Source organism: Streptomyces sp. NPDC001941 (genome assembly GCF_040296945.1).
Taxonomy (GTDB): Bacteria; Actinomycetota; Actinomycetes; order Streptomycetales; family Streptomycetaceae; genus Streptomyces.
This window is the reverse complement of sequence record NZ_JBEOYE010000159.1, coordinates 1-12,714: the sequence shown is the minus strand read 5'-3', so window position 1 is coordinate 12,714 and position 12,714 is coordinate 1. Positions and strand designations below refer to the sequence as shown.

Genomic DNA, 12,714 nt, shown 5'->3' with positions numbered 1-12,714 from the left:
CAAACGCGACTACATATTCCACGGCACCCTGGCCACCGCAGCCCTCATCATCTGGCTCCGGGACCTCGCCAAAGAGCCATCAGACACGCCCTAGGTGCTCGGTTCGGTCTGAGGGGGCATCGCCCGGTACACGCATGGGTTCGCCCGTGGGTTCACCTACGTGGTGCGCATGCCACGGGGCTTGATGAACTGGGGCGGTGAAGACTTTGTCGCCTCGCGTCGTGCGCGCTCGAACGGCCGGCCGCGTGTGGGTGCGCTCTCGCCCGCGTCCGGCACCACCGCTACACCAGGTGCGGCCGTCGGCGGGATGGTCAGCGTCGTCGTAGGGCGCGGAGGCGGCGCTGGAGCCAGGACGGGCCGGGCGGGGACGGCGGAGCGGATTGGGGGTCGGCAGCCGGATGCTCGTACTCGTACTCCTGCCGGGGGTCCTCGGCGGCTGGGGGCGGGGTCGTGCCGAAGAGGCGGTGCAGGTAGTCCCGTTCGGCAGGCGTGAGGTGCCTGAGATCGATCGGTGTGAGTGCGGGGAGTCCCTGGTTGACCTTCCTGAGTTCGTCGGCGATGGCCTGGCAGGGCTCGCAGGCTTCGAGGTGGTCACGCAGGCGGCGCTGAGCGCGCTTGCCGAGCTTCCCGCGGGTGTGGGCGGCCAACTGCTCGGCGCACAGCGCGCATTCGGGACTCGACGTCAGCGTCGCCGAGACCTGGATCTGCAGATAGGCCTGCCTGAGGCCCTCCCTGGCGCGCTGGGCGAGGGCGGAGACGGCGTTGGGAGCGAGTCCGAGCAGCGGGGCCACCTCCCGGGGCGACATCCGCTGGACATCGGTGTGCCACAGTACGCGTTGCCAGCGTTCGGGCAGGCTGCGGAAGGCCCGGACCGCCAGTGACTGTTCCTCGGCCCGCAGGACCCGCACATCGGCGCCCGGGTCGACCAGTGCGGGCAGGTCGCCCGGGTTCACCTCTCGTACGGAGACGTCGGCGAAGTCCCCGACGGGTGTGGTCCGCCCTGCCGACCGGGCCCACGTCGCGGCCACGCTGCGTACGGACGCCAGCAGGTACGCCCGGACCGCCGTGTCGGGTCCGACTCCGTTGAGCACGGCCCGCAGGGTACGGGTGAACGTCTCGGCGACCAGGTCCTGTGCGACGTGCTCGTCACGGCACACCGTGCGGGCGTAGCGGAGGACGGCCGGGGCGTGACGCCGGAACACCTCGTCGAAGGCTTCTCGTTCACCCTTGCGGACCCGCTGGATCAGTTCGAGGTCGCTCGGCGGTTCACCGGGCTGGAGAAGCCTGTCGTGATGGTCTGTCATGCCTGGGAGACCTCTCCGGAGCGGATTCGTGACGCGACTTCCGCGAACTCGCGTCACGATTCTCCGACAAGCCGGTCCCCCTGTGCATGAACGCCTTTGGTACGAGCACCACGGTGGCGACCGGCTGTCTCGTGACGCTCATCGCCCTCGCCGTCGCCGGCCCGCGCCCGCTGCGGGACCGCGCCCTGCGAGTGCTGGAACTGGTCATGCGGCAAGGTCCTTCGACCCCGCCCGAACAGGATCCCGAACAGGATCCCGGGCAGGGCTACGGACAAGGCCCAGGGCAGGACCCCGCGCAGGCCGGTGACGAGGAAGCTCCTCCATCCCCTGCGCCCGCGTGCCCTACCTGTCGACGACAAGTCGGCGCCGTCGGACCGGCGGACGGCGGCACCGGCGGGGCGGGTCCGAGCCCGAGCACGAGCCCGGAAAGGGCAGTGCGCCGGCGGTCCGCCCTACGCGACACGCGGCGTCGATGAACGGGGGCTGTCACCCGCCGTGTCGGGCGAAGACCTCCCGTATGCCGCGCAGGTCCGCCGCCTTCTCCTCCTCGTCCTGGTACCAGCCGCCCTCGTCCCTCATCGCCACCACGGTCTCCGGGGTGAAGGCTTCGCCGAAGCGGTAGGCGCCCAGGCAGTAGTCGAAGCCCGACTCGCCGAAGAAGTCGATTCCTTCCCGGCGGCAGTAGTCCAACTCGGTATCGGTCACGTGCCAGCGCTCGCCGTCGTACCAGAAGACGCCACCCGCGTAGTGGATCGTCCGGTCCGTCTCGGGGTCGGTCAGGTTCAGCGACTCGTAGTTCTCGGGGCGGTCGCGGACCAGGGCGACGAGCGGTGCGGGGACGCCCTCGTAGAAGGACTCCTGGAGGGCGAAGTCGTCCTCCGCGTACAGGTTCAGCGTCGCCTCGTGGTCGAACGTCAGGAGCAGCGCGCGGCCGTCCTCGGCGAAGTACCAGACGGCCGACTGCCCACCGCCGTCGTTCCAGGCCAGGCGGCGTGCGCCGGGCACCGTGACCGGTGCGACCTCGGCGAGGTCGTGCATGACGGCCGCGCGGCGCCGCACTTCGGGGAGTGGTGTGGTCGCCAGGGCGTCCCAGGTTGCGTTGCTCATTTCCGCAGCGTATCGACCGCCTCTGACAACAACCCCGGCCGAGGCTCTCGCCCGCCGCGGCCCGCGTCAGCGCAACGCCTGCGTGCCTATCACCGACAGCAGTCGCAGCCTGTCGTGGCTCTCGCTCCCCGGGACCGCGGTGTACACGAGGAGGCTGTGCGACTGGTCCGGGTCGAGCAGCCGCTGGCAGTTCAGCTCCAGGGCGCCCACCTCGGGGTGGCGGAAGCGTTTGACCTGGTCCGGGCGGATGCCGACCTCGTGCCGGTCCCACAGCCGGCGGAACTCCTCGCTCTTGCCGAGCAGCAGTTCCGCGCAGTGCGCCGCACGCGAGCCGACGCCCCGCAGCGTGGCCAGCTCCCGCAACCCGGAGGCGAACATCCGGGAGAGGAACTCGTGGTCCTCTGCCACGTAGAGGTCCCGGGTCGCGGGGTCGGTGAACCAGCGGTAGCCGATGCTCCGGGCCAGACCCGTGTACCGGGTCGTGTCACCGGTCAGCGCGACCCCGAGCGGGCTCTGGCGCAGCGTCTCGCCCAGTTCGGTGACGATCTCGGCGGGGGTGTCGTCAAGGCGGTCGAGGATGCGGAGCAGGCCGGGGCCGATGTGCTCACCGGTGGTGCCCCGGTCGGGCGGGGTGTGCCCGGAGAGCCGGAAGAGGTGGTCGCGCTCGTCCAGGGAGAGGTGGAGGCCCTGCGCCATCGAGGCGATCATCTGCTCGGACGGCTGAGGGCCGCGCTCACGCTCCAGCCGCGCGTAGTAGTCGGTCGACATGTGGCAGAGCACGGCGACCTCCTCGCGCCGCAACCCGCTGGTCCTGCGGCGCTGACCGCGCGGGAGGCCCACGTCCTCCGGTTGCAGCAGTTCCCTGCGACGCCGCAGGAACGCCGCGAGTCCGGGGCGGTCGATCTCCATGTGCCTCTCTCCTGACTCGCTCCGGCGGCGGCGCGGCCGGTCCGCTGGTATGCCGCTGGTGCGGCGCGCCGGAGCCGTCGGGGGCCTCGGCCCCTGGCGGGTTCCCTTGGCTTCCTTTGGCTTCCCTTGGCTTCTTTGTAGCGCCCGACGTGCCGGTTAGCCACGGATCGCCGATCCCCCCTTGTGCCGCAGTCGAAGTCCTCCGACAGCCCTTCGACAGCCCTCCGGCCCGCGGACCGGTGGACCGGTGGACCGGTGGGCTGGGCACTTCCGTGGAACGGTGGACCCATAGGCCCGTGGCCCCGTAGGCCCATGGACCCGCAAACCCGTGGAACGGTTCATCGGTGGATCGACAGTCCCTGGATGGCCCCCGTCTCCGCCCTCACTGTTGAGGCAACCGGAACGAACGGAAGTGAATCCCCATGTCACGCCAGACCACCGACATCCCCCTCCCCGACCTCTCGGGCAAGCGTGCTGTCGTCACGGGAGCGAGTGACGGCATCGGACTCGGTATCGCCACCCGCCTCGCCGCCGCGGGCGCCGAGGTCGTCCTTCCCGTACGCAACCCCGCCAAGGGCGAGAGGGCGGCCGCCGCGATCCGGGGGCGGGCCCCGGGCGCGCAGGTATCGCTGCGCACGCTCGACCTGTCCTCCCTGGGCTCCGTCGCGGCGCTCGGGCGGGACCTGCTCGCCGAGGGCCGTCCGATCCACGTCCTGGTCAACAACGCCGGTGTCATGACCCCGCCCGACCGACAGGTCACGGCCGACGGGTTCGAGCTGCAGTTCGGCACCAACCACCTCGGGCACTTCGCGCTCGTCGGCCATCTGCTCCCCCTCCTGCGGGCCGGTCAGGCCCGGGTGACCTCGCAGATCAGCGTCTCCGCGAACCGCAACGCCATCAACTGGGACGACCTGAACTGGGAGGGCTCGTACAAGGGCATGAGCTCCTACAGCCAGTCGAAGATCGCCCTCGGGCTGTTCGGCCTCGAACTCGACCGGCGCAGCCGGGCCGAGGGCTGGGGCATCACGAGCAACCTGTCCCACCCGGGCGTCGCACCGACCAGCCTGCTCGCCGCCAGGCCCGAGGTCGGCCGTGCCAAGGACACCCTGGGCGTACGCCTGATCCGCTTCCTGTCCGCCCGGGGCGTCGTGGTCGGCACCGTGGAGAGCGCGAAGCTGCCCGCGCTGTACGCAGCCGCCTCCCCCGCCGCCCGCGGCGGCGCCTTCTACGGGCCCAGCGGCCCCGGCAACATGGGCGGCGCCCCCGCGGAACAGAAGCTCTACAGCCGACTGACGAGCACCGAGGAGGCCCGGAGGGTCTGGGAGGTGTCCGAGCAGCTCACCGGCGTACGGTGCGCGGCGTAGCGGGCGAGCCAGCCCCTGGACGGCCCGCGTCCGCGCCGATGTGGAGAGACGCCGTCAACGCGCGCCTCACCCGGCGGACGGTGGCCGGAGCGCGTCCACGAGGAGGTCGAGCAGTGCGTCGACGCGCTCGGGCGCGCCGATCGCGGCCGTGGAGAGGAAGACCCCGAGCAGCATGGCCGTCACGTCGCCGGGGTCGACGTCCGCCCGCAGCGAGCCCGTCGCCGCGCCGGCTTCCAGGATCGCCGCGATCGCGGCGGTGAGGCGCGCGCGGGTGGCCGGGGTGCTGATGCCGCCGGAGGCTCCGCCCGCGCGCAGGGCGCTCATCATGGCGTGCTTGGCGGTGACGAACGAGGCGTAGTGGTCGGTCCAGGCCCGCAGCGCCGCCGCCGGTTCCCGCTCGGCGAGCAGGGTGTGCGCGGCCCGTGTGACGTCGTCGAGTTCCGCCGCGTAAGCCGCCTCGACCAGTGCCTCACGGGTGGGGAAGTGCCGGTAGAGGGTGGCGATGCCGACACCGGCCTTCCGTGCGACGGCTTCGAGGGCGACGGCGCCGTCGCCCGTGGCGAAAGCCGCCCGGGCGGCCTCCAGGAGCCGTTCGCGGTTGCGGCGCGCGTCGGACCGGGTCGGGCGGCCGGGCTGCTCCGGGCCGCTGGAAGGAGAACTCATGGCCCCATCAAAGCGGAGGAACCTCCGGCAGTGCTACCGTCGACGAGACGGAGGAACCTCCGTTTTGCGTTTCCTCAGGAACCACCAGACCTCCTACGGATCTCACGGACGGAACGCCATGACCCTCGACGACCGCACCGCTTCCGGCACTTCACGCCCCGGCGGCCCAGGCCTCCTCGCCGGGCGCACCGTCTCCCGCATCGGCTACGGAGCCATGCAGCTGGAACACCTCAAGGACGACCCCGCCGCCGCCGTGGCCCTGCTCCTCAAGGCCGTCGACCAGGGCGTGGACCACGTCGACACCGCGCACTTCTACGGGCACGGCTTTGTCAACCACGCCATCCGCGAGGCCCTGCGCCCCGAGGACGAGGTCCTGGTCGTCAGCAAGGTCGGCGCCGCGCCGGACACCGGCGGGCCCTTCCCCCTCCGCCTGGCCCAGCGGCCCGCCGAGCTCCGCCAGGCGGTGGAGCAGGACCTCAAGGAACTCGGGCTGGAGCAGGTGCCCGTCGTCAACCTCCGTCGCGCCAGTCTCGGTCCGGGCCTGATCGCCGAAGGCGAGCAGGTCGTCGACCTCGACGACCAGCTGGCCGTGATGACCGAGCTGCGCGACGCGGGCAAGATCGGCGCCATCGGCATCAGCAACGTCGGGATGGACGAGCTGCGCCGTGCGCTGCCGGTCGGCCTCGCCTGCGTACAGAACGCGTACAGCCTCGTGTACCGCGGCGACGAGGAGCTGCTGGAGCTCTGCCGGGCGGAGGGCATCGCCTGGGTCCCGTACTTCCCGCTGGGCGGCGCCTTCCCGGCCATGCCCAAGGTCGCCGACGCCCCGGAGGTACGGGACGCGGCGCGGGAGCTCGACCGGACCCCGGCGCAGATCGGCCTGGCCTGGCTGCTGCACCACGCACCGAACGTGCTGCTCATCCCCGGTACGTCGAACCCCGACCACCTGGACGCCAACCTCGCCACGGGTACCGTCACCCTGGACGCCCGGTCCATGGCCGCACTGGACGCCGTGCCCAGCCGGACCGCGGGCACTCTCGGCTGAGCGCGGTGGGGGCGGCACGGATGGTGCGACCCGCCCGCCCGGCGGGTCGCGGCACCGGCGTCGCCCTCACCCACAGGCCGACGAAGAGCACAATCGGCAGGAATCCGTACCGCTGAACAAGCGGGAAGACTTCGAGGGTGAGTGGTAGTGGCCGCGCTCGTCTACTTCCGGAAGGTCTCCGAGGATGCCGCGCTCGTGCGCTACGCGTTCGGGGACGATCCCGACCGTTTCGCGCGGCACCTGACGATGGACAAGGGGACGCGCACGTCGTCGTCCGACGACGGCCGTACGGACTACGCCTTCCTCAAGGCGTCCCGGAAGATCAACGCGTTGCGCGAGGAGCGCGACCAGTGGCCCGAACGCGGGATGAGCGCGAGCTGACGGCGGAGCCGTACGACGGGCCCCGGCCCCGGCCCCGAGGCCGGGATGACGGCTCCCGGGCCCGGGGCGGGTACGTCAGGTCTCAGGCACTCAGGCACTCAGGCCCTCAGGCACTCAGGCACTCAGGCCGCGAACTCCGTGAGGTCGATGGCGTGGACGCGCAGGGGGTGGCCGAGCGCGGGGTGCTCCGTCTCGTGGTCCAGCTTCATGCCGAGCTTGCGGATCACGTTCTCCGAGGCCGTGTCGCCGAGCCTGCTGATACTGATGACCCGCTCCAGGCCGCGGTCCTGGAGCGCGAACTCCAGGGTCGCCTGGGCCGCCTCCGAGGCGTAGCCCTGCCCCCAGAACTGCGAGCCGAGCCGCCAGCTGACGGCCACCTCGTGGCGTGCGTCCGGCAGGAACTCGGGCACGAAGAGGCCGACGGCTCCGGCGAGTTCACCGGAGGCCAGCAGTTCGACGGCGAAGACCCCGAACCCCTCGTCGTCCCACTCCTCCTCCCACCGCTCGATCTCCTCGGCCGTGCCGTCGAGGTCGAGGGGCAGCCCGTCGTCGATCCAGTGCATGACCCGCCGGTCGGCGTTGATGCCGGCCAGGGGCACGAGGTCGTCGTCGTGCCAGCGACGCAGGAGCAGGCGGGGCGTGTGGATCTCGGTCATGCGGCCATCCTGCACACGCCGGGGGCGGACGGGAAATCGGCGCACGTTCCGGACCGTCGTGGCGGGCGGTCCGTGCCTCGCCCGGAACCCTCGTGCCCTCCCCCGCGTCCCTGGTGAGTCGGCCCCCGCGAACCGTCGGGAGCCGCGTCGACCCCGGAGGCCCTGATCGCCATGTCCCTGACCGTCCCGCTCCCCGGGGCGACGCGCCCCCGCCGCAGGCCCGGCCTGCTGCCGCCCCTGTGGGGGCTGCTGGCCGGTGTCGTACTGACCGTCTCGCTCACCACGGTCCTGTGGTGGCCGCACGACGAAGTGACCTTCCGCAGCGCCGCGCCCTCCTCGGTGGCCTACCCCGACGGGGCGCCGTACCACCTGGCCCTGACCCACCGCACCACCCTGTCCGGGGGCGACACCTTCCGGCTGGTCGTCGGCCGCGGACCCACTCCCGCCTACGGGCACTGGCTCGACGTCGACACCGCCCTCGGCCACCAGGGCGTGACGGCGACCGTGTGGACGCGCGAAGGGGTACGGATCCGCTTCGCCGAGGGCCACGAACTCTTCGTCCCGGCGCCGTCGTTCCTGGGCGGGAGGTGACGCCGGGGGCGTCGAAGGAAGCAACCCGTGCCCGGCCCCGCCCGGGCCCCTCGGTGGGGTGGTCGGGGCGGGACCCGTCTCCCCCGCGCGGTCCAGTACGTGAGACGTCCCGCGCGCTCCCCCAGCGGCCCCAAGGCGCTCTGCTCGCGCTGGATCCGGTCGGGGTACCCTCCGGCTCTGGGCCCGCACGCCCCTGGACGTACGCCGGAGAGGAAACGAGAAGTGACCGACCCCAAGAACAGGCTGGACGCACTGCGGGCGGACATCGAGCGCCGCAACCCCGGCCAGCCCGAGTTCCACCAAGCCGTACGCGAAGTCCTCGACACGCTGGGACCCGTGCTCGCGGCACGGCCCGAGTACGCGGGGGCCGGGCTCCTCGAGCGGCTCCTCGAGCCGGAGCGGCAGATCATCTTCCGGGTGCCGTGGACCGACGACCACGGGCGGGTGCACGTCAACCGCGGCTACCGGGTCGAGTTCAACAGCGCACTGGGCCCGTACAAGGGCGGGCTGCGCTTCCACCCTTCGGTCGACGTCGGCGTGGTGAAGTTCCTCGGCTTCGAGCAGATCTTCAAGAACGCCCTGACCGGCCTCGGCATCGGCGGCGGCAAGGGCGGCAGCGACTTCGACCCGCGCGGCAGGTCGGACGCCGAGGTGATGCGCTTCTGCCAGTCGTTCATGACGGAGCTGTCCCGCCACATCGGCGAGCACACCGACGTCCCCGCCGGTGACATCGGCGTCGGAGGCCGCGAGATCGGCTACCTGTTCGGCCAGTACCGCCGCATCACCAATCGCTGGGAGGCCGGTGTCCTGACCGGCAAGGGCCAGGGCTGGGGCGGCTCCGCGATCCGGCCCGAGGCCACCGGGTACGGTGCCGTGCTGTTCGCCGCCGAGATGCTGAAGGTGACCGGGCGGTCCCTGGACGGGCTCAGCGCCGTCGTCTCCGGCTCCGGCAACGTGGCGCTGTACACGATCGAGAAGCTCCAGCAGCTCGGCGCCAACCCGCTGACCGCGTCCGACTCCTCCGGTTACGTCGTCGACGACAAGGGCATCGACCTGGCGCTGCTCAAGCAGGTCAAGGAGGTCGAGCGGGGTCGCGTCGGCGACTACGCCGAACGGCGCGGCCCGTCGGCCCGGTTCGTGCCCGGCGGGCGGGTCTGGGAGGTCCCGGCGGACATCGCCTTCCCCTCGGCCACGCAGAACGAACTGGGCGCCGATGACGCCCGTACGCTCATCGCCAACGGCGTCAAGGCGGTCTCCGAGGGCGCGAACATGCCCACCACCCCCGAGGCGGTGCACCTCTTCCAGGAGGCGGGCGTCGCCTTCGGCCCCGGCAAGGCCGCCAACGCGGGCGGTGTCGCCGTCAGCGCGCTGGAGATGGCCCAGAACGCGGGCAGGGTGGCCTGGGACCGCGAGCGCGTGGAGGGTGAACTCGCGGCCATCATGCGCTCCATCCACGCGGTCGCGCACGAGACGGCCGGGCGCTACGGCGCTCCCGGCGACTACGTGACCGGTGCCAACATCGCCGGGTTCGAGCGGGTCGCCGACGCCATGCTCGCCCAGGGCGTCATCTGAGCGGATCGCGAACGCGCCGGTCGCCGGGCCTCGTCGAGGACCGTGACCGGCGCGGACGTCTCCCGCCTTGGCCGCGTCCCCGGAACTCGGCGCCGGTGCGGGGCGCGTCAAAGGCGGTCGGGCACACGGCGGGCTTGACCCGTGGGAGCCGCTCCCTTTCAGCGCGGCTCGCTCGCGGCGGCGGCCGGTTCGCGGTCCTTCGAGGGACCCGGGACCGCGGCAGTGGCCTCCGGGGTGTTGCGGGCACCCAGGGCGAACAGGGTCAGCAGCCCCGCCGCCAGGTACAGCACCGCCTGGCCGTTCAGCAGCGGCACGGGTCCCAGTCGGTCGGCGAGCAGGCCGGCCAGGGCCATGCCGATGGCCTGCGCGCCGTTGAAAGCGGTGTAGAAGGAGCCGAGCGCCCGGCCCAAGTGGTCGGCCGGGACCCGCTGTTGGACCATGCCGAGCACTCCGGCGTAGTACACGCCGCCGGGCAGGCCGACCACGGCGAACAGCCCCACGTACACCCCCAGCGTGGTGGTGACCATCGGCGCGTTCCAGATCAGCAGCGCCAGTCCGGAGAACGACAGGGCGCCCCAGGTGATGAGCGGTTTGGGGTGCACCCGGGTCCCCAGGAAGCCCAGTGCCAGGCCGCCCGCGATGCCGCCGATGCCCTGGATGCTGCGCAGCAGGCCGATCTCGGCGTCCGTGCCGTGCAGCGTGGTGGCGACGAAGACGACGAAGAGGACCACGAACAGGCCCTGCCCGATGGCGCAGAGGATGGCCGACAGGAACGACACGCGCAGGCGGCGGTCGCCGGTGATCACCGCGACGCCCTCGCGCCAGTGGCGGAACATCAGGCCGAGGCCCGAGGCTGGCGTCGCGTCGGTCGGCGTGGCTCCGGCGGCGCTCGGCGCGGACGCCGCCGTGGAGGCGGCCGTCACCGTGGTGCCGGGCTCGCGCGCCTGCTCGGGGATGCTCGGCGTGCGTTCCGGGCGGCGGATCCGGCTGACCACTCCGGCCGCCAGGAGCAGGCCGATGACCGAGCCCGCGGCGACCGGCCGCAGTCCCCCGGCGACCACGATGCCGCCGAGCAGACTGCCGCCGAGGCGACCGAGGTTGGAGTTCAGGACGACCAGGTTGCTGGCCGCGGCGCTCTGCCCGGGCTCGACGAGATCGGGCAGCAGGGCGTTCTTGGAGGTCAGGACGAACTGCGCGCAGACGGCGCGTCCCGCGATCACCACGTAGACGAGCCAGAGCTGGTCGCCGGAGGTGACGGGGAGCAGCAGGGAGACCAGGGCCGCGTGCAGCAGGGTGCAGACGAGCAGCAGTTTCTTGCGGTCGTAGCGGTCCGCGGCGACGCCGGCGAGGGAGCCGACCAGGACACCGGGGGCGAGCTCGATCAGGAAGGCGACGGAGGTGGTCATCGCCGATTCGGTCATGCGGTAGACGAAGATCGGGATGGCGGTGATCAGCATCCAGTCGATCGTGTCGTCGAGCAGTCCGGCCACCCATAACGTGCGGAAGCGCGGGTTGCGTATCGGGGAGTTCCGGGCGGACCCGGCGGGTTCGTCGCGTCGGAGTGTGGGGGTCAACTCTGCTCCTTGGGCCGGCGGAACGCCTGGACGCTGAAGCTGACCTCGGCCGCGTCGGCGGGTACGTCGCGCCGGTTGGCGATGATGTACGGACGCACCAGCAGGTCGATCACCGAGGTGAGGTGGACGAGTTCGTCCGGGGTGAGGGTGAGCGCGTAGGAGTCGAAGACCGCCGCCTCCTGCCACGGCCCGTCCAGCGAGCCGAACCCGGCGAGGAAGTAGCGCACCAGCCGGGTAAGTTCGCTCAGCTCGGCGCCGACGACCGCGGAGTGGGCGGCGAGCGACTCGGGGCCGTCGCCGTCCGGCAGGAAGTCGAAGCCGGTGGCGACCGCGCGCCACGGCCGGTCGCGGGCGTCGGCCCCGTCCTCGGCCTCCACCCGCTCCACGAGTCCGTACCGGTGGAGGAGGCGGAGGTGGTAGCTGCAGTTGGAGGCGGAGTCGTCGACCGCCTCGGCACAGCGGCTCGCGGTGTCCGGACCCGTGCGCATGAGGTGGTGCAGCAGGCGCAGGCGCAGGGGGTGCGCGAAGGCGCCCAGGACGCGCACGTCGGAGATCGGGACCCGTCCGGGGCGGGCAACGGAGTTCGCTCGGGATGTGAAAGACATCTTTCAATACTGCGCCCGGATGTGGATGCGCGCAAGCCCCGGGAGCCGTTCCGGACGGTCGTTTTGGCTATTTTGTTGGGATTTGCTCCTTCCTTGCGAAACATCATGCGCATCAGACCTGAAATAGATATTTCACTGTACGAGAAGAGCCAGCTCAGCCCCCCCGGCGAGCGCTCCTCCCCTTTACTCGATCCTCCCCCACCGGTGGAAATACCTTTCTGTACGGCGAGATCCCGTCGGAATTCCTCTAGCCTGCCGAAGAGAACCCGACCACCGTCCCAGGAAGGGAATTCGACATGGCTTTTCCAGCATCGGGCACGCGGCGCATCGGCGTGCTCTGCGGTTCGCGAGGCGGCCGTACACCCGACTATGTCGAGGCGGCGTCCGCGCTCGGCGAGGCGCTCGGGCGCCGTGGTGCCGACCTGGTCTACGGCGCGGGCGGCGTCGGCGTCATGGGCGCCGTCTCCCAGGCCGCGCACCGGGCCGGGGCCAAGGTGACCGGCGTGATCCCGCACGCGCTGCACGAGCGCGAGCGGGCGGTCGAGGCGTGCGGCGAGGTCTTCGTGGTGCCCAGCATGCACGAGCGCAAGGCCCTGATGTACCGGCTTTCGGACGCCTTCCTGGTACTCCCCGGCGGATTCGGCACCCTGGACGAGCTGATGGAGGTGGCCACCTGGAATCAGCTGGGATATCACCGGAAGCCGATCGTCCTCGTCAACGTACGGGAATTCTTCCAGCCCCTGATCATGATGCTGGACCGCATGTGCGAAGAAGGATTCTTCACGCCCCGGGAGCGTTCCATCGTCCGGATCGCCGACGGCCCGCAGGCGGCGCTCGACCTGCTGGGGCTCCCCCACCCGGAGCCGGCCGCCGTCCAGATGGCGTCGGCCTGAGCAGGCCGCCCTGGGTGGATCGTGCAGTGGGCCCCGCACCGGCCGGTGCG

At 71.7% G+C, this 12,714-nt stretch carries 13 protein-coding genes; 6 read left to right on the top strand and 7 right to left on the bottom strand.

What is annotated here, in order from left to right; all coding sequences use genetic code 11:
• Positions 1–311: 311 nt before the first annotated feature.
• The 3 genes from ABT160_RS44715 to ABT160_RS44705 all read right to left on the bottom strand — a co-directional run bounded on the left by ABT160_RS44715 (position 312) and on the right by ABT160_RS44705 (position 3,320).
• Positions 312–1,304, bottom strand: a complete 993-nt coding sequence (locus ABT160_RS44715) for a sigma-70 family RNA polymerase sigma factor (RefSeq protein WP_351655536.1) — start codon at positions 1,302–1,304, stop codon at positions 312–314.
• Between the two features lie 486 nt (positions 1,305–1,790).
• A complete protein-coding gene (locus tag ABT160_RS44710) occupies positions 1,791–2,411 on the bottom strand; it encodes a hypothetical protein (RefSeq protein WP_351655534.1) in 621 nt (206 codons plus the stop codon).
• A 66-nt stretch (positions 2,412–2,477) separates the two neighbouring features.
• Positions 2,478–3,320 (bottom strand): helix-turn-helix transcriptional regulator, encoded by an 843-nt coding sequence (locus ABT160_RS44705; protein ID WP_351655531.1) that lies wholly within the window; start codon positions 3,318–3,320, stop codon positions 2,478–2,480.
• Between the two features lie 422 nt (positions 3,321–3,742).
• Here ABT160_RS44705 and ABT160_RS44700 point away from each other — a divergent pair, with 422 nt between their 5' ends.
• A complete protein-coding gene (locus ABT160_RS44700) occupies positions 3,743–4,684 on the top strand; it encodes an SDR family oxidoreductase (protein ID WP_351655528.1) in 942 nt (313 codons plus the stop codon).
• Between the two features lie 66 nt (positions 4,685–4,750).
• On the opposite strand, the gene ABT160_RS44695 is transcribed toward ABT160_RS44700, so the two are convergent.
• The gene (locus tag ABT160_RS44695; protein ID WP_351655525.1) at positions 4,751–5,347 is read right to left on the bottom strand and encodes a TetR/AcrR family transcriptional regulator; all 597 of its coding nucleotides are present in this window, start codon (positions 5,345–5,347) and stop codon (positions 4,751–4,753) included.
• A 118-nt stretch (positions 5,348–5,465) separates the two neighbouring features.
• Between ABT160_RS44695 and ABT160_RS44690 the strand changes: the two genes are divergently transcribed.
• Positions 5,466–6,392 carry an aldo/keto reductase gene (locus tag ABT160_RS44690; protein WP_351655522.1) on the top strand — a complete coding sequence of 309 codons (927 nt, stop codon included), beginning with the start codon at positions 5,466–5,468 and terminating at the stop codon, positions 6,390–6,392.
• Between the two features lie 147 nt (positions 6,393–6,539).
• Entirely contained in the window at positions 6,540–6,773 is a 234-nt protein-coding gene (locus ABT160_RS44685; RefSeq protein ID WP_351655520.1) for a hypothetical protein, read from the top strand.
• A gap of 122 nt (positions 6,774–6,895) precedes the next feature.
• Here the strand turns inward: ABT160_RS44685 and ABT160_RS44680 are convergent, their stop codons facing one another.
• Positions 6,896–7,429: a GNAT family N-acetyltransferase gene (locus ABT160_RS44680; protein ID WP_351655517.1), complete on the bottom strand. Its 534-nt coding sequence runs from the start codon at positions 7,427–7,429 to the stop codon at positions 6,896–6,898.
• A 171-nt stretch (positions 7,430–7,600) separates the two neighbouring features.
• On the opposite strand from ABT160_RS44680, the gene ABT160_RS44675 reads away from it, so the two are divergent.
• Positions 7,601–8,020 carry a hypothetical protein gene (locus ABT160_RS44675; protein WP_351655514.1) on the top strand — a complete coding sequence of 140 codons (420 nt, stop codon included), beginning with the start codon at positions 7,601–7,603 and terminating at the stop codon, positions 8,018–8,020.
• 222 nt (positions 8,021–8,242) lie between these two features.
• Positions 8,243–9,592 carry an NADP-specific glutamate dehydrogenase gene (gdhA, locus tag ABT160_RS44670; RefSeq protein WP_351655511.1) on the top strand — a complete coding sequence of 450 codons (1,350 nt, stop codon included), beginning with the start codon at positions 8,243–8,245 and terminating at the stop codon, positions 9,590–9,592.
• A gap of 158 nt (positions 9,593–9,750) precedes the next feature.
• On the opposite strand, the gene ABT160_RS44665 is transcribed toward gdhA, so the two are convergent.
• Positions 9,751–11,166, bottom strand: coding sequence for an MFS transporter (locus ABT160_RS44665; RefSeq protein ID WP_351655508.1), 1,416 nt, complete (start codon positions 11,164–11,166; stop codon positions 9,751–9,753).
• Entirely contained in the window at positions 11,163–11,771 is a 609-nt protein-coding gene (locus tag ABT160_RS44660) for a winged helix-turn-helix domain-containing protein (protein WP_351655506.1), read from the bottom strand. Before ABT160_RS44660 ends, ABT160_RS44665 begins: the two co-directional genes overlap by 4 nt.
• A gap of 296 nt (positions 11,772–12,067) precedes the next feature.
• Here ABT160_RS44660 and ABT160_RS44655 point away from each other — a divergent pair, with 296 nt between their 5' ends.
• Positions 12,068–12,664, top strand: coding sequence for an LOG family protein (locus ABT160_RS44655; RefSeq protein WP_351655503.1), 597 nt, complete (start codon positions 12,068–12,070; stop codon positions 12,662–12,664).
• Positions 12,665–12,714: the final 50 nt, after the last annotated feature.